Genomic DNA, 18,421 nt, shown 5'->3' with positions numbered 1-18,421 from the left:
ACGAACAGAGCCCGAGCATGAACACCGAGCAGGAATCCCCCGTCCATCGCGCGGGCTTCGTCGCCCTGGTGGGCCGGCCCAACGTCGGCAAATCCACCCTGACCAACGCTCTGGTGGGGGAGAAGGTCGCGATCACCTCCACCAAGCCCCAGACCACCCGGCGTGCGATCCGCGGCATCGTGACCGGGCCCGACTCTCAGATCATCCTGGTCGACACCCCCGGTATGCACCGGCCCCGCACGCTGCTGGGGGAGCGTCTGAACGACCTGGTGCGCGAGACCCTCAGCGAGGTCGACGTGGTGGGCTTCTGCCTGCCGGCCGACCAGAAGATCGGTCCCGGTGACCGCTTCATCGCCCAGGATCTCGCCGAGATGCGCAGCGGCCGGCGCGGCCCCCGCCTGATCGCGATCGTGACCAAGACGGATCTCGTCGCCCGCGACCGGCTGGCCGAGCACCTCATGGCCGTGGACCAGCTCATCGACTTCGACGAGATCGTGCCGATCTCCGCCGTCACCGGCGAGCAGGTCGACGTGCTCCTGGACGTGGTCGCCACGCACCTGCCCGAGAGCCCGCAGCTCTACCCCGACGACCAGCTCACCGAGGAGACCCGCGATGACCGCATCTCCGAACTGATCCGGGAGGCGGCGCTCGAGGGCGTGCGCGACGAGCTCCCGCACTCGATCGCCGTGGTGGTCGAGGAGGTCGTCGAGACAGACCCCGACGGGGACCCCTTCGCAGAGGTCGCACCGGGCGAGGGTCGCCTGGTGGTGCGTGCGACGCTGTTCGTCGAGCGCGACAGCCAGAAGGGCATCATCATCGGCAGGGGCGGGTCCCGGCTCAAGGACGTCGGCTCCCGTGCGCGCACGGAGATCAACGAGCTGCTGGGGCGCAAGGTGCACCTGGACCTGCGGGTGAAGATCGCCAAGGACTGGCAGCGCGATCCCAAGCAGCTCGGTCGCCTGGGCTTCTGACGTGCGCTGTCTCGGATCGCGAGCGTCGATCGACGTCCGCTCGCGCGGTGCTACCGTGACCAGCGTGAGTGGATCGCTTCTGCTGCTTAGCCGCCGCGTCGGGACCTGAACGCCGGGACCCCGCCGCGGCTGACGTGCTGTCCGGCGACCGGTACCCCAGCGAGAAGGATTCCCTCATGAACGAGACCACCACCTCGTCCGCCGCCACCTCGTCCGCTGCGCCGTCCGCGCCGGAGATCGCCGCCGTCGGCGATCCGTCGGCTCCCGTCCTCGGCTCCACGGGCGATACACCGCAGCAGCCCTCGGGCATGCCCACCCACCGGTATCTGCCCTTCCACGAGCAGATCCGCGTCGAGCTGCCGGACCGCACCTGGCCGACCCGGCGCGTCACCCGCGCCCCCCGCTGGTGCGCCGTCGACCTGCGCGACGGGAACCAGGCCCTCATCGACCCCATGAACTCCGAGCGCAAGCTGCGCATGTTCGAGCTCCTGGTCGCGATGGGATACAAGGAGATCGAGGTCGGGTTCCCGGCCGCCTCCCGCACCGACTTCGACTTCGTGCGCACCCTCATCGAGGAGGACCGGATCCCCGAGGATGTGTCCATCCAGGTCCTCACCCAGTGCCGCGAGCACCTCATCGAACGCACGTACCAGGCGATCGCGGGCGCGAAGCGGGCGGTCGTGCACCTGTACAACTCGACCTCCGTCGTCCAGCGCGACGTCGTCTTCCGGGCCGACGAGGACGCGGTCCTGGACATCGCCGTCCAGGGCGCGCTGCTGTGCACCAAGTACGCCGAGACGATCCCGGAGACGGCGATCACCTATCAGTACTCCCCGGAGTCCTACACGGGCACCGAGCTCGAGTACGCCCTGCGCGTGTGCAATGCGGTGATCGACGTCGTGAAGCCGACGCCGAGCGACAAGATGATCATCAACCTGCCGGCGACCGTGGAGATGGCCACCCCGAACGTCTACGCCGATTCGATCGAGTGGATGCATCGCCACCTCGACCGCCGGGATTCCCTCGTGCTGTCGCTGCATCCCCACAACGACCGCGGCACCGGGGTCGCCGCCGCCGAGCTGGGCTACCTCGCCGGGGCCGACCGCATCGAGGGCTGCCTGTTCGGCAACGGCGAGCGCACCGGCAACGTCGATCTGGTGACCCTCGGCCTGAACCTGTTCACCCAGGGGATCGACCCGCAGATCGACTTCTCCGATCTCGACGAGGTGCGCCGCACGGTCGAGCACTGCAACCAGATGCCGGTGCCCGAGCGCAGCCCCTACGGCGGCGACCTCGTCTTCACGGCGTTCTCCGGCTCCCACCAGGACGCCATCAAGAAGGGCCTGGAGCGGATGCAGAGCGACGCCGAGGCTGCCGGGAAGGACGTCGCCGACGCCGTCTGGCGGGTCCCGTACCTGCCGGTCGACCCCAAGGACCTGGGACGCTCCTACGAAGCGGTCATCCGCGTGAACTCGCAGTCCGGCAAGGGCGGGATGGCCTACCTCCTGCGCACCGAGCACGGCCTCGACCTCCCGCGACGCCTGCAGATCGAGTTCTCCGGCATCGTCCAGAACAAGACCGACTCGGACGGCGGTGAGGTCTCCGCCGAGCAGCTCTGGGACGCGTTCACCGACGAGTACCTGCCCTCCCACGAGGAGGCCCGCCGGTGGGGCCGCTTCAGCGTGCGCAGCATGACCCAGGAATCCACCGGCGAGGGCGCCGACCGCATCACCGTTCAGCTCGTCATCGACGGGCAGGAGCACGAGATCACCGGGATCGGCAACGGTCCGCTCGACGCCTTCGTCAAGGCCCTGGCCGAGCGCAAGATCGACGTGCGGATCCTCGACTACGCCGAGCACGCCCTGACCGAGGGCGACGACTCCCTGGCGGCGTCGTACATCGAGTGCGAGATCGGGGACCGGATCTTCTGGGGCGTCGGCATCGACGGATCCATCACCCGGGCATCCCTCGAGGCGATCATCTCCGCCCTGAACCGCGAGCACCGCGCGCGGCTCTGAGCGCCTTCCCGGCCCTGAGCGCGCCGCAGGCTCAGAGCGTCTCGGAGCCGGAGCGGCCGTCCTCGCCCGGCGCTCGGGTCGCCGTCGGCGTGTCGTCGACCCGGGCGTCCGGGTCAGGAATCACGGGCATCTCGCCGGTGAGGGTGGACTGGGTGGGCGCCGGCAGCTCCCAGTCCGCCGCTGGATCGCCGTCAGCCGCGCCCGGCGCCTCGGACACGGAGCCACTGCGTGCCTGGTGCGCCGCCCGGTGGCTGGTCACGGTGACGCCGATGCTCGCGCCGACGACGAAGACCGCCGCGGCGACCCGCAGCAAGGTGGCCTCCTGCCCGATCATCACCACGCCTGCGATCAGCGCGACCACCGGTCCGAGGCTGAGCAGGATCCCGAACACGTGGCGGGGAAGGCGCCGGAGAGCAGCGAGTTCGAGGCTGTAGGGCAGCACGGACCCCAGCACGGCGGTGCCGGCGGCCAGAGCGAGGAGCTGCGGGTCCATGAGTCCGATCAGCGCTCCCGGGGCGCCGAGGGGCAGCACCACCAGCGCCCCGATCGCCATAGCGACCGCGAGCCCACCCTGGCCGGGCACGAGCTTGCCCACCCTGGCGCTGGCGAGCACGTACAGGCCCCAGCAGGCGGCCGCGAACAGAGCGAACAGCACCCCGATCCCGTCCAGGGCCCCCGCGCCGGTGAAGGATTCGAGACCGAACAGGCTGACTCCGGCGAGGGCGAGCGCCACCCACAGCAGATCGGTGCGACGTGTCGAGAGCACCGCCGAGACCGTCAGCGGTCCGAGGAACTCGATCGCGACCGCCGTGCCCAGGGGGATGCGGTCGATCGCGCTGTAGAAGCTGCCGTTCATGGCGCCGACGATGACTCCGAAGGCCGCCACCGCGATCCACTGCTGATGGGTGAAGCGGTGGAACTTCGGGCGGACGATCACCATCAGCAGCACGGCCGCCAGGCCCAGACGCAGCGCCGTGGTCCCCCAGGAGCCGAGCGCGGGGAAGAGATGGGTCGCCAGGGCCGCCCCGAACTGGACCGAGAAGCACGAGCCCAGGATGAACAGGATGGGCACCACCGGCGGGCCCGCAGCGACCGTACCGTCCGCCGCAGTGCCGGCGGTGCCCGCCGGGGCCGGACCGGCCTGCGCCCGGCCACTCGATGTGCCGTCGGCCGGAGCGGGTCCGGACGGTGCGGGGCCGGACGATGCGGGGCCTGCGGAGTAACCAGGTGTCTTCACGACTCCACTGTGCCCGGCCGGGCCCGGCCGGTCCACTTCGCGGGCGCGCAGGTCACATCTCGTTCGGGAGAACGACAGACAGGGCCGTGGGGGTCCGGGTAGACAGGTGCCATGACGACGCACTCGGAGGACGAGGCCCCGCTTCCGCACAGTACGAGCTCCGCACCCGAGCCCGGCGCTCACACCGACCCTCAGCATGGCGACCCTCAGGCCGGAGCACCGGGTCATGCGCACGGCGAGGGAGGCGGCACGCTGCTCGGCCGATGGCAGGGCCTGGCACTGCTCGTGGTGCTCCTGGCCGCCGCCACGATCGGATTCTCCTCCCGGGGCGTGAGCGCCCCGGTCGGCGCCGATGGGAGTTCGGACGTCTTCAGCGCTGCGCGGGCGAGCGAGGCCGCCGCGCCCGCGGTCGCGGAGCCTCGGCCCGTCGGCTCCGATGCCGATGCCGAGGCCCACGCCCTGCTCTCGGACCGTCTGGCCGAGCTCGGCTTCGAGACCACCACGCAGGAGTCGATCGGCGCCCGGACAGTCTCCGGTGCCGATACCGACACCGACACGGGCGCCGGCTTCGGCTCGGCGGGCTACACCCGCAACCTGGTCGCGACCCGACCCGGCACCGACCCCACGGGCACCATCGTGCTGGGAACGCACATCGATTCGGTGCCCAATGCGCCGGGGGCGGCCGATGCCGGGGTCGGGCTCGCCGTGATCCTCGAGACCGTCCGCGCCCTGGGACCCGAGGCGCAGCGCAACGACCTCGTGATCCTCCTGGTCGACGGCGAGGAGCCCGGCCTGCTCGGCTCGCAGGCCTTCGTCGACGCGCACGCCGGCGACCTCACCGAGCCTGTCGTGGTCCTGAACCACGAAGCCCGCGGCGTCTCCGGTCGCCCCACGGTGACGCGATCGAACGGGCCCATGCACCTGGTGTACGGCGCCATGCCGCATCCCGAGTTCGAGTCCCTCACCGGCGCCCTGTTCGAGTTCATCCCCAACGACACCGACTTCACCGTGTACCGCGAGGCGGGCTGGTGGGGCATGGACATGGCGATCACGGACGACTCGTGGGCGTATCACAGCCCCCAGGACGACGCCGCCCATCTGGACCGGGGCACCCTCCAGCACTACGGCGACATGACCCTGGCGCTGACCCGGGACCTGGCGCAGCGGGATCTCGGCGCGCTCGAGGAACGGGCCGGGGAGCAACCGGTCCAGACCACCGCTCCGTGGGGGATCATCGCCCTGCCACCGGTCGCGGTGGGCGTCATCAGCGTCCTCGCCCCCATGGCGCTGCTGGCGGCCGTGCTGGTGCGGCGCCGGCGCGGCGAACTCACCCTTCCCGGCGTCCTGGGCGGCGTGCTCGCGGGCCTGGTGGCGGTGATGTTCGGCGCCGGAGCCGGGGCGCTGCTGTGGGAGGCGGCCGCCGCAGCGAGCCCCGAGATGCTCTCGCAGACGACGGGCGAGCCCGTCCGCGCCGAGCTGTTCTTCGTCGCCGAGCTGATGGCCGCTGCGGCCGTGGTGGCGGGCGCGTGGGTGCTGGCACGGATCCTCATCACGCGCCAGGCACTCCTCCACGGCGCGGCGATCACGATGCTGCTTCTGCTGACCTCTCTCGGCCTGCTCCTTCCCGGTCTCGGGATGGCCATGATCCTGCCGGCCGCAGTCGCCGCGATCGGGGCGCTGGCCGCGGTGCTCCTCCCGCCCGCTGTGGGACTGGTGGTGCGGGCAGTGGCGCTGGTGATCGTCGGCTGGACGCTCGGCGCGCAGATCTCGGCGCTGATGGAGTTCGGCATCGCCTCCTCGGCCGGCGGGCTGGCCGGGACCACGATCCTGACCGTGGCGGCCGCCGCGCCACTGTTCCTGGGTCGCCGGGTGCGGGCGCGCCACCGAGCTCGGCGCCCGCACCGCGTGCTGATCCCCGTCCTCCCGGCCGTGCTCGCGATCGGGCTGACCCTCGGAGCCTCCGCCGTCACCCTCGCCTCCCCGGAGCCGATCCAGGAGCGCGTCACCGCACATGTGGACGGGGCGAGCGGGCAGACGACCTGGGACGCCACCGGCACCACCGACTGGGGTGAGCAGCTGGACGGGACGACCGCGACCACCGAGCTGGAGCCGCTGACGTACGACCTGCGGGCCGACACGGCCGACGGGAGGACGGACGCGGAGCTGACCATCACCGCGCCACGGGACGCCTCCGAGTTCCTGCTCCTGCCGGAGGAGGGGACGCTGACCGACGTCACGGTCGACGGGACCCCCGTCCGTGCCGAGGGCGGCCTGGGTGAGATCCGCATCGTCGGGGTGCGCGCGGGGCAGACGATCACCATCGAGTTCTCGCTCGCCGCCGGCGCCGAGCTGACGGTGCGCGAGACCATCTTCGAGCCGTCTCTCGCCGGTGGCTGGACGGAGCCCGCGGAGGACGTCTCCCTCGTGCAGCCCCGCGTCACGGTGAGCTCCACGATCCGGACGAGCTGAAGAGGGCATCGAGAACACCAGGGCGACTCCGCGCGCGGCATCGCGAGAACTCCGGTCCCGATCCGGTCATCGTCCGTGGGCCGGCCTCACCCTCCCAGCGGGACGGCGCCCAGCACCTCGTGCAGCGGACCACCGGAACGGCCCTGCCCGAGGCGGGAGGTGACCAGCTCGATCTCGTCGGTCCGCCACATCGGCCCGCGGTAGACGGAGAGCGCATGGACGGCGTCGGCGAGCATCACCTGCGTCGGATCCGGCTGCGGGTCCCAGCGCGAACGACGGCGGCGCGCTCGCGGTGCCCGGGCGGAGACCCGTGCGACCGTGAGGTGGGCCCGCCGGCGCTCACGATCCTCCTCGCCCAGCAGCTGTTCGCTCATCAGGGCGCCGAGGCGATCGACCTCCCCGCCGACTCCGATCCACAGCGTGCGGCTGCTGAACGTCCCCGCCCCGGAGAGCTGCAGATCCATCGGCTCGTGCCGCGCGGCCACCTCGGCGAGCGAGGCCAGGGCCTCATCGACCGCCCCGTCGGGCAGGTCGGGACGGAAGGCGAGAGTCAGATGCCACTGGGCGGCGTCGCCCCAGCGCAAGGAGAGTCCCGTCCGCGACCGCACCTCGTCCAGTGCGGAGGCGAGATGGTCCAGGGCATCCGGTGAGGGCCGGATCGAGACGAAGACCCGCATCATGCGGCCGGCGGGAAGCTCTCCCTGGCCGCCTTCGCGATCCGTGCCAGCTGAGCACGGTCCCCGATGGCCCCCAGCACGCCGCCGAGGCCGGGGATCGCCTTGCCGAACAGACGCACCGAGCGCAGGCCGAACTTGCGCAGGATCCGCCCGCCGATGGCGCCGGCGACGGCGGACTGAGGACTGGTCGGCAGGCGCTTGGCGACGGTGCGCGTGGCGACTCCGGCGACCGGACCGAGCCCGACGTTCTTGAGCACGTCCCCGGATTCCTCGCCCATCAGCGCTGCCAGGACGCGGACCCGGACGTCCTCGTCGTCGACGTCGTACCCGCGCACCACGGCGATGGCGCCGACCATGCGGGTGGACTGGACGTAGAACTCGACCACGTTGGTCGGCAGCAGGATGGGGAGCGTGAAGATGCCGCCGAGACCGGTGAGGAACCCCGCCACTGTCACGCCGCGGCGATGGCGGCGCACGATGCGGCGGATCGCGACCTCCGGGCGCTTCCGCCCCCGGCCGCGCTGCGCCCACCGGGCGATGTCCTGCGCCGAGGAATAGCTGAGCTTGCCGTCCAGTCCGATGTCGCGGAACGTCTCGACCAGGCGCTGGAGCGCTCCACCGCTCGCGTCCGCGGCGGCCGACTCGCTCTCGGCGCGAGGACCTCTGCGGGCCTCCTTCAGCGCCTGACGTGCCGTGCTGGTGGTCCTATGGTCACGGCGCAGCATTCCGAGGATGCCCACGGCGAATCCCTCCTCGTCTCGTCTCCGGCTGCCCGGACGGGCGCCCATCGCGTGCGGCCATCATGCCGTCGTCGGGCCCTGACGGCGACACGTCCCGACCATTCGGTGCGGCGGGCCGGGGCCCTCGGCGCCCACCATGGCCCGGGACCACCGATCGCGCGGGTCGCCCTGAGCACCGACGTGATGGACCTCCTGGCCGACACCGCTCGCAGGTGCGCCCGTCCGTGAGCCCCTGGTCGTAGGCTCGAGGCACCATGCAGCAGAAGCTCTATCGAGACGATGCGATCGTCCTGCGCACCCACCCCTTGGGCGAGGCCGATCGCATCATCACGCTGCTGACCAGGCGCCACGGCAAGGTGCGTGCGGTCGCCAAGGGCGTGCGCCGCACCGGCAGCCGCTTCGGTGCCCGCCTGGAGCCGTTCAGCCTCGTCGACCTCCAGCTGCACGCGGGCAAGAATCTGCACACCGTCACCCAGGTCGTGACCATCGAACCGTTCGCCGTGGCGATCAGCGCGGACTACGGCCGCTTCACCGCGGCCAGCGCCATGCTCGAGACCACCGACCGGCTCACCGACGAGGTCGTCGATCCCAGCCAGCGCGGTTTCCTGATGCTGGTCGGCGCGCTGCGCGCGATGGGGGAGGGCCGGGTCGCGCCGCCCCTGGTGCTGGACTCCTTCCTCCTGCGCACCCTCGCCGTCTCCGGGTGGGCCCCCGAGCTGCGGATGTGCGCCTCCTGCGGCGCTCCCGGCCCGCATCACGCCCTGGACGTCCGCGCGGGCGGGCTGGTCTGCACCGGGTGCCGCCGTCCCGGGGCGATCGCGGTGCGGCAGCCGGCGATCGAGCACATGATCTTCCTGCTGGCGGGGGACTGGGAGAATGTCGTCCCGGCCGAGGACACGGTGGCCCACGAGGCCGGTCGCCTGATCAGCGACACCGTGACCTGGCACCTGGAGCGTTCGGTGCGCTCCCTGAGCTACGTCGAGCGCTGAGCGCGTCCGCGCGAGAGACCCTGGAGGAGACCTTATGCCCGGCGCATCCGAGCGCGGAGGCGAGCAGCCGTTCGAGCACCCCAGCGGCGCGCAGCCCCCCGATCTGCCCGCGCCCACCATCCCCGCCCATGTCGCAGTGGTGATGGATGGCAACGGCCGCTGGGCCAACCAGCGCGGACTGCCGCGCACCGCCGGTCACGAGGCCGGCGAGGCCGCACTGCTGGACGTCGTCGCCGGCGCTCTCCAGATCGGCGTCACGCATCTGTCCGCCTATGCCTTCTCCACGGAGAACTGGAAGCGGTCCCCCGACGAGGTCCGCTTCCTGATGGGCTTCTCGCGCTCGGTGCTGCGCCGCCAGCGGGACACCTTGAATTCCTGGGGCGTGCGGATCGTGTGGATCGGCCGCGCGCAGCGGCTGTGGGGCAGCGTGATCCGGGAACTCCAGGAGGCCGAGCAGCTCACGCGCGAGAACACCCGGATGACGCTGTACATGTGCGTGAACTACGGGGGCCGCGCCGAGATCGTCGATGCCGTGCGCGCCGTCGCCGAGGAGGCACGCGCCGGCCGGCTCAGTGGGCGCGGGATCACCGAGAAGACCCTCACCAAGCATCTGATCGATCCCGGGATGCCGGACGTGGACCTGTTCCTGCGCACCAGCGGGGAGCAGCGCACCTCGAACTTCCTGCTGTGGCAGTCGGCCTACGCGGAACTCGTGTTCGTCCCGGAGCTGTGGCCCGACGTCGACCGCCGGGTCCTGTGGCGGGCGATCACGGAGTACGCGAGGCGCGACCGCCGTTACGGGGGAGCGATCGATGCGCTCGCGGCCGACGAGCCCCCGGCGGGCGATGGCACGTCGACGGGATCCGCGCCGGCTCGGTCCTGACTTCGCCCGCTGCTCAGCGCATCCCATCGGTCCCCTCAGCGCATCCCGTCGGAGCCCTCGCCCGTATCGACCGCGGCCTCGTCGGGGTCTGCGCCCACCTCTGCGGGATCGGCTGCCCGGCGCCCGCGCGCGCGACGTACCAGGACGAGGACGCCGGCCGCGAGCGCGAGCAGCACCACGGCGGCGACCCCGGGGCTGCGCAGGAACAGCTCGACCCACAGGAACAGCGCGGTGAGGCCGACGGTCGCGTAGACCACCGCCCATGCGAGCCCGCCGATGGCCAGTGCGGGCAGGTAGCGACGCAGCGGCATCCCGGTGAGCCCGGCGGCGGCGTTGGCGGCCGTCTGGAAGCCGACGGTCAGGAAGCTGATCGCCACGACGGGTGCGCCGCGGCGGTTGACGATGCCGATGGCGCGGACCACGCGCGGACGGCGCAGCAGATCAGCGACGCGACCGCGGTCCGCGAGCCGGTTCGCACCGCGGCCGAGGGCATAGGTGCCGCCGGCGCGCAGAAGGATCACCAGATAGAGCAGAGCGATCGCCGGCAGCAGCGGCAGCGATCCGATCCACTCCATCATCTGCTGGGCTCCGTCATCGGGGTCATCGGGCCCGCTGCGTCATGGGGACTGCGCCATCATCAGGTCGCCCTCATCCGGAGACGGCCCGGCCCGCGGGAGCGTGCTCGGTGCACAGCCCGAAGACCTCCAGCGTGTGGTCGAGGTCGGTGAAGCCGTTCCTGCCGGCGATCGAGGTCATGGCGGCCTCGAGCTCGGGAGCGAGGAACTCGACGGTGCGCCCGCATTCGCGGCACACCAGATGGTGATGGTGGCCGCTGTCGGCGCACTGGCGGTACAGCGCCTCGCCGTCATCGGCGACGAGCACGTCGAGGCTGCCGGCCTTGCTCAGCGCCTGCAGATTGCGGTACACGGTCGCCAGGCCGACGGTCTCCCCGTCGGCCTTCATCTGCTCGTGGATCTGCTGGGCGCTGCGGAAGTCATCCTGTCGCGAGAGCGTCTCGAGGATCGCGGCACGCTGGCGGGTGTTCCGTTGCATCCCTCCATTGTCCCTGATCCGGTTCGGGACCTCCATCCCGACGTGATCGGACGGACTCATCCGCGCGCTGCGTCCATCGCCTCGGGCTCCGGCGGCGCGGCGGTGAGGTCGCGATTCCGCCGTGAGCGGGCGGTACCGCGGGCCGCGGCGATGACGAGGCCGACCGCGTAGACCGCGATGGTCAGCAGCACGATCACCCCGCCCGGCGGGAGATCCACGTTCACGGTGATCAGCAGGCCGCCCAGAGCGCACGCGACGGCGATCACCATGGCGGTGCGCATGGTGCGGGCGAAGCCCACCACCAGGTTCTGTGCCGCCGCGACGGGCACGATCATCAGTGCCGAGACCATCAGGGCGCCCACGATGCGCATCGACAGCGTCACGGTGAGAGCGGCCATGACCGCGACCAGAATGTTCACCAGCCGCACCGGCAGACCGGATGCGCGGGCGAACTCCTCGTCGCTGGTGACCGCGGAGAGCAGGCCGTTCAGGCCCAGCCCGATGGCCAGGACCACCACGGCCAGCGCCACGGCGATGGTGACGTCGGGCAGGGTCACGGTCGACAGGGACCCGAACAGGTAGCCCATGAGGTTCTGTGAGGTACCACCGGCGAGCTGGATGATCACCACGCCGCCGGCGATGCCCCCGTAGAACAGGATCGCCAGGGCGACGTCGCGACTGGTGTGGCCGAACTCCCGCACGTACTCGATGGCCAGCGCCCCGATCACGGAGGCGGCGAGCGCGCCGGGGATCGCCAGCAGATCGGCGGGGGTGGCGGCGACCCACGCGCCGACCAGCCAGCCGACGGCGACACCGGTCAGAGCCACATGGCCCAGGCCATCGCCCAGCAGCGACAGACGCTTCTGGACCAGGAAGGTACCCACCACCGGGGCGGTCAGACCGATCAGCACCGCGATGATCAGCGGGTACCGCAGCACGTCGTAGGTAAGGATGTCGAGCGGAGAGATCATGCGGGGTGGATCTCCTGTCCGAGGCACTCGTCGATCCGGTCGATCGGGCCGGTGTGGTCGTGACCGGGGTCCAGCTCGGGGCGCTGCGCCTCGGGCCCGTCATGGACCACGCGCCCGTGGTCGAGCACGACGGCGCGGGTCAGCTGGTCCTCCAGGGCACCGGTCTCGTGCAGGACCACCAGGATGCTGGTGCCGCGGGCGGAGAGCTCCCGGAACAGGCCCGCGATCAGATCCTGCGTACCGACGTCGATGCCGGCGAAGGGCTCGTCCAGGACCAGCACCTCGGGGTCGCGCACCAGGGCGCGGGCGATCATCACGCGGCGCCGCTGACCGCCGGACATGCGGGTGATCGGCCGGTCGACGAGGTCGACCAGACCGACCGCCTCCAGCGCCCGCTCGATGCGCGGATCGCGGCGACGGAGGAACCACGAGCGCGATCCGAGCAGGCCCGTGGCGACGGTCTCGCGCGCCGTGGCCGGGATGGAGCCGGCCGCCGGATTGTCCTGCGGGACGTACCCGAGACGATCATGCGAGGCCCGCTTGCGCACGGACTGCCCGAACAGGCGCACGGTGCCGGCTTCCAGCGGCAGCACCCCGAGCACGGCGCGCAGCAGCGTCGACTTCCCGGAGCCGTTGGCACCCAGCAGCGCGACCAGCTCACCCCGGTCGAGGCGGAGGTCGACGTCGTGGAGGACGCGGTTGCCGCCGAGAGCGACCCGCGCGCCCTGGACCTCGACCACCGGGTCCAGAGCGCCGGCGGGTGCCGGCGAGTCCGTGGCGGCCGTCATGACCAGCTCTCGACGAGCTTGCGGCTGTTCTCGCGCATGACCTGAGGATAGTCGGCGTCCTCGGAGAGCTGCGTGGCGAGGTTGTCGAGCTCCTCCGCCTCGACGCCGACGTTGTCGGCAAGGGTCTGAGCGACCTTCGGGCTCGCCGTGGTCTCGAAGAAGATCGTGGTCACGCCGGCTTCGGCGATGACCCCCTCGAGCTCCAGCAGCCGCTGCGGCGAGGGCTCGGTCTCCGGATCGATACCCGTGATCCCCACCTGGGTGAGATCGTAGCGATCGGCGAGATAGGAGAAGGCCGTGTGGCTGGTCACGAAGGTGCGTTCGCCGTCGGCGGCACCGAAGCTCTCCGCGAGCTCCGCATCGAGATCCTCGAGCTCGGTGCGGACCGTCTCGGCGTTGGCGGTGAACGTCTCGGCGGCCTCCGGAACGATCTGCCCGAGACGCTGGGCGAGGGCGTCCGCGATGTCCGCCATCCGTGCGGGGTCGTGCCAGAGGTGGGGGTCGTCCCCGGCGATGCCGTGGTCATGGCCGTCACCGCCCGCCTCGGCGCCGCCCTCGTCGCTCGAGCCCGAGCCCGCTGCCTCGTCGTGCTCGCTCCCCTCATGCTCGTGCTCATGCTCGTGGCCCTCGTCGGCCGAGAGCATCGAGACGACCGTGGAGACGTCCAGCACGTTCTCGTCGCCATGGGAGCTGATCGCATCGTCCAGTGCGGTCTGCAGCCCGGGGATCTGGACGACGAGGGCCGCCTCCTGGATCTCGATGACCTGCTTGGGGGAGAGCTCGATGCCGTGTGCATCGGCCCCGGGCTTGGCCAGCTGGACGATGTCGATCTCTTCGCCGCCGATCCGGTCGAGGAGGTACTCCATGGGGTAGCACCCGGCCACCACCACCGGCGCCGTGGACCCTTCGCCGCCGGCCCCGCAGGCCGCGAGAGCCCCGGCGCCCGCACCGAGGCCGGCGAGGGCGAGGACGGAGCGGCGGGACGGACGCAGGGCGGAGCTGTGCAACATGACAATCATTCTCACCAGCGGTGGGGCGGGAGGCAAGTCGCGCCACGCCCTGCGGCCCCGTTCGTGCCCACGATCACAGCTGGACCGGGCCCGGTGCAGGTCGGCTGAGGCCGCCCCAGGGCCTCCCGCGCGCGGCCACGCCGCGACCTGGCTATCCTGGGGCGGACCATCTCACCCGTCACCAGGAGTCTCCCCGTGGCCAAGGCCCCCGCCAGCACGCTGGACAACGTCATCGCACTCGCGAAGAAGCGCGGCTTCGTGTTCCCGGCGGGAGAGATCTACGGCGGTACCCGCTCCGCGTGGGACTACGGTCCGCTCGGCGTGGAGATCAAGGAGAACATCAAGCGCCAGTGGTGGCGCACGTTCGTCCAGTCGCGGGCGGACATGGTGGGCCTGGACTCCTCGATCATCCTGCCCAAGCGCGTGTGGGAGGCCTCCGGTCACGTCAAGACGTTCACCGATCCGCTGGTGGAGTGCAAGAGCTGCCACAACCGGTTCCGCGAGGACCATCTGCTCGAGGCCTTCGTGGCGAAGAAGGGGCGGGCGCCCGAGGGCGGCCTCGCCGAGGTGCCCTGCCCCAACTGCGGCACCCGCGGGGAGTTCACCGAGCCCCAGCAGTTCTCCGGGCTGGTCAAGACCTACCTCGGCCCCGTCCAGAGCGAGGCCGGGCTGCACTTCCTGCGGCCGGAGACGGCCCAGGGCATCTTCGTGAACTTCCTCAACGTCGTGGGCGCCACCCGCCAGAAGCCGCCCTTCGGGATCGGGCAGGTCGGCAAGGCATTCCGCAACGAGATCACCCCCGGCAACTTCATCTTCCGCACCCGCGAGTTCGAGCAGATGGAGATCGAGTTCTTCACGCCGCCCGCGGAGGCCGACGAGCACTTCGAGACCTGGGTCGAGGACTGCTGGAACTGGTTCACCGACCTCGGGATCTCCGAGGACAACCTGCGCCGATTCGACGTCCCCGAGGACGAGCGGGCCCATTACAGCGCGGGCACGATCGACATCGAGTACCGCTTCGGCTTCTCCGGCAGCGAATGGGGCGAGCTCATGGGCATCGCCAACCGCACCGATTTCGACCTCGCCAGCCACACCGAGGGCTCGGGCACCAAGCTGCAGTACTTCGACCAGGCGTCGAACGAGCGCTACACGCCCTACGTCATCGAGCCGTCCTTCGGTCTGACCCGCTCGATGATGGCCTTCCTCGCCGACGCCTACGCCGAGGACGAGGCCCCGAACTCCAAGGGCGGTGTCGACAAGCGCACCGTGCTCAAGCTCGACCCGCGCCTGGCTCCGATCAAGGCCGCCGTGCTGCCCCTGTCCAAGAGCGAGGACCTCGTCCCGCGTGCCACCCAGCTCGCCGACCAGCTGCGGAAGCACTGGAACGTCGAGATGGACGTCACGCAGGCGATCGGTCGCCGGTACCGTCGCCAGGACGAGATCGGCACCCCGTTCTGCCTCACCGTCGACTTCGAGACCGCCACCGACCAGGCCGTCACGATCCGCGAGCGGGATTCCATGTCCCAGGAGCGCGTGGCGCTGGATCAGGTGGAGTCCTACCTCGCCGCGCGGCTGATCGGCGCCTGAGGGCGCCCGGCGTTCCCCGCGACCCATGACAGCCGGCGGCGGTGCGGAGCTCTCGCAGGCGTACTTCGAGGATCTCGTCCAACCGCTTCTGACCCGTCATGCTCCTCAGCTGGGGTACGCCGCCGCCCGCCTCGGCTCGGGCTCCGACGTGCTGGGCTTCGATGATGCCCAGTCCCGCGACCACGACTGGGGTCTTCGCCTGACACTGCTGGTCGAGGGCGACCGGGCCGATCCGATCGACGCCCTGCTCGAGCGCGAGCTGCCCAGGACCTGGCGCGGACTTCCGACCCGTTTCGCGACGACCTGGGACCCGCAGGTCCGTCACCGGGTCGAGGTGGCCTCGGCCGCCGACTTCGCGCGCTCCCGGCTCGGTCTCGACCCGGCGCGAGGACTCACCGTCCTCGACTGGCTCTCGCTGACCGGGCAGTGCGTCCTCGAGGTCACCGCCGGGCCCGTCTTCCACGACGGCACCGGCGCCATCTCCCGGATCCGCGAGATCCTGGCCTGGTATCCGCGCGATCTCTGGATCTACGCCATGGCCGCCGACTGGTCGCGTCTGGGCCAGGAGTTCCCCGACGTCGGCCGCGCGGGCCTGCGGGGCGACGAGGACGGGTCGTCGGTGATCGCCGCTCGCCACGTGCGCACCATGCTCCACCTCGCGCATCTGCTCCACCGGCGCTGGCCGCCGTACGGGAAGTGGCTCGCCCGCTCGGCCGCGGGGCTCCCGGGCGGAGGAGCGCTCCGCATCGCCGTGCACGAGGTGCTGAGGGCGCGGGACTGGCGCACACGCCAGGGCGCCCTGGCCGACGCCGTCGAACTGCTCGCAGCGGCCCAGGGCGAGATCGGGCTGCCGACGCTGCAGCCGGCGACCGAGGCGTTCTTCGAGCGCCCGCATATCGGGGTGCGCGGCATCCCCGAACTGCTCGGGGAGACGATCACCGATCCGGCCGTGCGGGCGCTGCCGGCCGGCGTCGGCACCGCCGAGCAGATCAGCGATAACGTGACCGTGCTGGTGGACGCCGACGCCCGGCGCCGCCTCGTCGGCGGCTGAGGCCGACGCTGCCCGACGCTGTCTCGTCAGCGGCCGACCCGACCCGGGGCCCGGCCCCGGAACCGAGCCACCGCTGTCCCGGTGGCGCGGACCCTCCGCTGTGCGCTGATCAGCGCACGACGGATCCATCCTCGTGCCGCCGCCGGCGGGATCAGGCTGGTCCCATGACACCCATCGCAGCCCCTCCACGACTCGAGACCACCCCCGATCCGGCCCCGCCCCAGGGGCTGGGCGACCTCACCGCGACCCGCCTCCTCCACCACCGGATCCTGCTGCTGGACCGTGAGCTGGATCAGGACAACGGCGCCCGGCTCAGCGCACAGCTGCTGCTGCTGGCCGCCGAGGAGCCGCAGCGCGACATCACCCTGCTCATCAACTCCCCGGGCGGACTGGTCCCCGCGATGCTCGCCATCGGCGACCTCATCGACCTCGTCCCGTGCGACGTGCGCACCGTCGCCCTGGGGATGGCCTACAGCGCCGGGCAGTACCTCCTGACCCACGGCACCCCGGGCAAACGGCTGATCCTGCCCCACGGCAGGGTGCTCATGCACCAGGGGTCCGCCGGGTTCGCCGGCAGCGCGGCGGACATCGAACTGCAGGCCGAGGATCTGCGGCGCGGCCGCGATCTGCTGATCGCCATCACGGCGGAGCGCACCGGACAGAGCGAGGAGACCATCGCGGCGGACTCCGAGCGGGACCGCATGTGGGATGCCGCCGGCGCCGTCGACTACGGGTTCTGCGACCGCATCGTCACCTCCCTCGAGGACGTGCTGCCGCTGGGGGTCCCGGCCCGCACCGCCCCGTCGCTCGGCCTGACCAGCGCCGTCCCCTCCACGTATCAGGGTCCGGCCCAAGGAGGCGCGCGATGAGCAGCTACACCATCCCCAGCGTCGTCGAGCGCACCGGTGCCGGCGTCGAGCGCAGCGCCGATGTGTACTCGCGCCTGCTCTCGGACCGGATCATCTACGTGGGCACCCCCATCGACGACGGCGTCGCCAACACGGTCATCGCCCAGATTCTCCATCTGGAGAACGACTCGGCCGACGCACCGATCCACCTCTATCTCAACTCCAGCGGCGGTGAGGCGCAGGCGGTGCTGGCCATCTACGACACCCTGACCTACGTGCGCAGCCGGGTGGCGGTGACCTGCGTCGGCCAGGTGGTCGCGGCGCCGGTGGTGCTGCTGGCCGCCGGGACGCCGGGGCTGCGCTGGGTGCTACCGCACACGCGGGTCGTGCTGCACCCGCTGGAGGCGCAGGGGCGCGGCGCCGTGCCGGACCTGATCCTGGCGACCGAGGAGGTCGAACGGATACGCCGCGCGCTCGAAGCGCTGATCGCCGAGCATTCCGGGCGCTCCCTGGACCAGGTGCGCCGGGATCTGGAACGAGAGCAGGTGCTCGACGCGGAGGCGACCGTCGCCTACGGACTGGCCGACGAGGTGCTGATCAGGCGGCCGACAGCAGGGTGAGGCCGGCGCCGGCGGCCCGGCCGTCGCCGTCGAACCGGATCTGCCGGCGCCCCGGACCGGAGAGCGAGGAGAGCTCGAGCCGCACCGGCTCCGCCGCGGCGAGGCCCGTGACCGCGGCGCCGTCGGCCACCCGCAGCAGCAGATCGGGAACCGTGAGGGCAAGGGCGCCGGTGATCGCGGCGAGCATCTCGGAGGAGGGGTCCTTGCGCCCCCGCTCCACGTCGGACAGGTGCTGCATGCTGATGCCGGCGGCATCGGCCACCTGCGCGAGCGTGCGGCCCTGACGCGTGCGCTCCTCGCGGAGCGCGGCGCCGACCAGCTCGCGCAGCAGAGGTTCCAGATGCCCGTCCATGGCCCGAGGCTACGCCGGACTCCTCCTCGGCGCCGCGTCCTCTGCTGAGAGCAGAAACCGGAGCTCTGCGGCCCCTGCCGTCGGCCTCCGCCACTGTCCTCGCCGCCCCCGCATCCCGGACCCTCCCCAGCCCGGTTCGATGCACATCACCCCCATC

The 18,421-nt window shown here is 71.5% G+C and carries 18 protein-coding genes; 9 read left to right on the top strand and 9 right to left on the bottom strand.

Annotation, left to right across the window (positions count from 1 at the left end):
• Positions 1-17 precede the first annotated feature (17 nt).
• On the top strand, positions 18-971 hold the full coding sequence (gene era / locus ACFQS2_RS12960; RefSeq protein WP_377794177.1) for a GTPase Era: 954 nt from the start codon (positions 18-20) through the stop codon (positions 969-971).
• A gap of 308 nt (positions 972-1,279) precedes the next feature.
• Complete coding sequence (leuA, locus tag ACFQS2_RS12955; RefSeq protein WP_377794176.1) at positions 1,280-2,989, top strand: 2-isopropylmalate synthase; 1,710 nt, start codon at positions 1,280-1,282, stop codon at positions 2,987-2,989.
• Positions 2,990-3,020: 31 nt separating this feature from the next.
• Here leuA and ACFQS2_RS12950 read toward each other — a convergent pair whose 3' ends face one another.
• On the bottom strand, positions 3,021-4,061 hold the full coding sequence (locus ACFQS2_RS12950) for a DMT family transporter (RefSeq protein WP_377793988.1): 1,041 nt from the start codon (positions 4,059-4,061) through the stop codon (positions 3,021-3,023).
• A 276-nt stretch (positions 4,062-4,337) separates the two neighbouring features.
• On the opposite strand from ACFQS2_RS12950, the gene ACFQS2_RS12945 reads away from it, so the two are divergent.
• Entirely contained in the window at positions 4,338-6,695 is a 2,358-nt protein-coding gene (locus ACFQS2_RS12945) for a M28 family peptidase (RefSeq protein WP_377793987.1), read from the top strand.
• An 86-nt stretch (positions 6,696-6,781) separates the two neighbouring features.
• On the opposite strand, the gene thpR is transcribed toward ACFQS2_RS12945, so the two are convergent.
• Entirely contained in the window at positions 6,782-7,375 is a 594-nt protein-coding gene (thpR, locus tag ACFQS2_RS12940; protein ID WP_377793986.1) for an RNA 2',3'-cyclic phosphodiesterase, read from the bottom strand.
• Positions 7,372-8,112, bottom strand: a complete 741-nt coding sequence (locus ACFQS2_RS12935; RefSeq protein WP_377793985.1) for an EcsC family protein — start codon at positions 8,110-8,112, stop codon at positions 7,372-7,374. Before ACFQS2_RS12935 ends, thpR begins: the two co-directional genes overlap by 4 nt.
• A gap of 254 nt (positions 8,113-8,366) precedes the next feature.
• Here ACFQS2_RS12935 and recO point away from each other — a divergent pair, with 254 nt between their 5' ends.
• Together recO and ACFQS2_RS12925 are read left to right on the top strand one after the other, a co-directional pair.
• A complete protein-coding gene (gene recO / locus ACFQS2_RS12930; protein WP_377793984.1) occupies positions 8,367-9,101 on the top strand; it encodes a DNA repair protein RecO in 735 nt (244 codons plus the stop codon).
• A gap of 34 nt (positions 9,102-9,135) precedes the next feature.
• Positions 9,136-9,984, top strand: coding sequence for an isoprenyl transferase (locus tag ACFQS2_RS12925; protein ID WP_377793983.1), 849 nt, complete (start codon positions 9,136-9,138; stop codon positions 9,982-9,984).
• A 35-nt stretch (positions 9,985-10,019) separates the two neighbouring features.
• On the opposite strand, the gene ACFQS2_RS12920 is transcribed toward ACFQS2_RS12925, so the two are convergent.
• The 5 genes from ACFQS2_RS12920 to ACFQS2_RS12900 all read right to left on the bottom strand — a co-directional run bounded on the left by ACFQS2_RS12920 (position 10,020) and on the right by ACFQS2_RS12900 (position 13,806).
• Positions 10,020-10,562, bottom strand: coding sequence for a DedA family protein (locus ACFQS2_RS12920; RefSeq protein WP_377793982.1), 543 nt, complete (start codon positions 10,560-10,562; stop codon positions 10,020-10,022).
• A 70-nt stretch (positions 10,563-10,632) separates the two neighbouring features.
• Entirely contained in the window at positions 10,633-11,037 is a 405-nt protein-coding gene (locus ACFQS2_RS12915; RefSeq protein WP_377793981.1) for a Fur family transcriptional regulator, read from the bottom strand.
• Between the two features lie 56 nt (positions 11,038-11,093).
• Positions 11,094-12,008 carry a metal ABC transporter permease gene (locus tag ACFQS2_RS12910; protein ID WP_377016841.1) on the bottom strand — a complete coding sequence of 305 codons (915 nt, stop codon included), beginning with the start codon at positions 12,006-12,008 and terminating at the stop codon, positions 11,094-11,096.
• The gene (locus ACFQS2_RS12905) at positions 12,005-12,796 is read right to left on the bottom strand and encodes a metal ABC transporter ATP-binding protein (RefSeq protein ID WP_377016843.1); all 792 of its coding nucleotides are present in this window, start codon (positions 12,794-12,796) and stop codon (positions 12,005-12,007) included. Before ACFQS2_RS12905 ends, ACFQS2_RS12910 begins: the two co-directional genes overlap by 4 nt.
• Positions 12,793-13,806, bottom strand: a complete 1,014-nt coding sequence (locus tag ACFQS2_RS12900) for a metal ABC transporter substrate-binding protein (protein ID WP_377016845.1) — start codon at positions 13,804-13,806, stop codon at positions 12,793-12,795. Before ACFQS2_RS12900 ends, ACFQS2_RS12905 begins: the two co-directional genes overlap by 4 nt.
• Positions 13,807-14,001: 195 nt before the next feature.
• On the opposite strand from ACFQS2_RS12900, the gene ACFQS2_RS12895 reads away from it, so the two are divergent.
• The 4 genes from ACFQS2_RS12895 to ACFQS2_RS12880 all read left to right on the top strand — a co-directional run bounded on the left by ACFQS2_RS12895 (position 14,002) and on the right by ACFQS2_RS12880 (position 17,912).
• Entirely contained in the window at positions 14,002-15,393 is a 1,392-nt protein-coding gene (locus ACFQS2_RS12895; RefSeq protein ID WP_377016847.1) for a glycine--tRNA ligase, read from the top strand.
• 25 nt (positions 15,394-15,418) lie between these two features.
• The gene (locus ACFQS2_RS12890) at positions 15,419-16,444 is read left to right on the top strand and encodes a DUF4037 domain-containing protein (RefSeq protein WP_377016849.1); all 1,026 of its coding nucleotides are present in this window, start codon (positions 15,419-15,421) and stop codon (positions 16,442-16,444) included.
• Positions 16,445-16,608: 164 nt separating this feature from the next.
• Positions 16,609-17,313, top strand: a complete 705-nt coding sequence (locus ACFQS2_RS12885) for a ClpP family protease (protein ID WP_377793980.1) — start codon at positions 16,609-16,611, stop codon at positions 17,311-17,313.
• Positions 17,310-17,912, top strand: a complete 603-nt coding sequence (locus tag ACFQS2_RS12880) for a ClpP family protease (RefSeq protein WP_377016853.1) — start codon at positions 17,310-17,312, stop codon at positions 17,910-17,912. Before ACFQS2_RS12885 ends, ACFQS2_RS12880 begins: the two co-directional genes overlap by 4 nt.
• On the opposite strand, the gene ACFQS2_RS12875 is transcribed toward ACFQS2_RS12880, so the two are convergent.
• A complete protein-coding gene (locus tag ACFQS2_RS12875; protein ID WP_377016855.1) occupies positions 17,890-18,264 on the bottom strand; it encodes a helix-turn-helix domain-containing protein in 375 nt (124 codons plus the stop codon). The two genes, ACFQS2_RS12880 and ACFQS2_RS12875, sit on opposite strands and share 23 nt — an antisense overlap.
• Between the last annotated feature and the right edge of the window lie 157 nt (positions 18,265-18,421).

The sequence above is a fragment of the Brachybacterium sp. GCM10030267 genome, from assembly GCF_042666875.1.
Taxonomy (GTDB): domain Bacteria; phylum Actinomycetota; class Actinomycetes; order Actinomycetales; family Dermabacteraceae; genus Brachybacterium.
Note: the sequence above shows the minus strand (reverse complement) of the source record. Positions and strands in the feature narration are given on the sequence as shown.

Excerpts from the sequence above, each read along its gene's own strand:
- ACFQS2_RS12920 (WP_377793982.1), bottom strand. The coding sequence starts at position 10,562 with ATGATGGAGTGGATCGGATCGCTGCCGCTGCTGCCGGCGATCGCTCTG.
- ACFQS2_RS12910 (WP_377016841.1), bottom strand. The coding sequence starts at position 12,008 with ATGATCTCTCCGCTCGACATCCTTACCTACGACGTGCTGCGGTACCCG.
- ACFQS2_RS12900 (WP_377016845.1), bottom strand. The coding sequence starts at position 13,806 with ATGTTGCACAGCTCCGCCCTGCGTCCGTCCCGCCGCTCCGTCCTCGCC.
- era (WP_377794177.1), top strand. The coding sequence starts at position 18 with ATGAACACCGAGCAGGAATCCCCCGTCCATCGCGCGGGCTTCGTCGCC.
- leuA (WP_377794176.1), top strand. The coding sequence starts at position 1,280 with ATGCCCACCCACCGGTATCTGCCCTTCCACGAGCAGATCCGCGTCGAG.
- ACFQS2_RS12875 (WP_377016855.1), bottom strand. The coding sequence starts at position 18,264 with ATGGACGGGCATCTGGAACCTCTGCTGCGCGAGCTGGTCGGCGCCGCG.
- thpR (WP_377793986.1), bottom strand. The coding sequence starts at position 7,375 with ATGATGCGGGTCTTCGTCTCGATCCGGCCCTCACCGGATGCCCTGGAC.
- ACFQS2_RS12915 (WP_377793981.1), bottom strand. The coding sequence starts at position 11,037 with ATGCAACGGAACACCCGCCAGCGTGCCGCGATCCTCGAGACGCTCTCG.
- ACFQS2_RS12925 (WP_377793983.1), top strand. The coding sequence starts at position 9,136 with ATGCCCGGCGCATCCGAGCGCGGAGGCGAGCAGCCGTTCGAGCACCCC.
- ACFQS2_RS12905 (WP_377016843.1), bottom strand. The coding sequence starts at position 12,796 with ATGACGGCCGCCACGGACTCGCCGGCACCCGCCGGCGCTCTGGACCCG.
- ACFQS2_RS12880 (WP_377016853.1), top strand. The coding sequence starts at position 17,310 with ATGAGCAGCTACACCATCCCCAGCGTCGTCGAGCGCACCGGTGCCGGC.
- recO (WP_377793984.1), top strand. The coding sequence starts at position 8,367 with ATGCAGCAGAAGCTCTATCGAGACGATGCGATCGTCCTGCGCACCCAC.
- ACFQS2_RS12885 (WP_377793980.1), top strand. The coding sequence starts at position 16,609 with ATGACACCCATCGCAGCCCCTCCACGACTCGAGACCACCCCCGATCCG.
- ACFQS2_RS12945 (WP_377793987.1), top strand. The coding sequence starts at position 4,338 with ATGACGACGCACTCGGAGGACGAGGCCCCGCTTCCGCACAGTACGAGC.
- ACFQS2_RS12890 (WP_377016849.1), top strand. The coding sequence starts at position 15,419 with ATGACAGCCGGCGGCGGTGCGGAGCTCTCGCAGGCGTACTTCGAGGAT.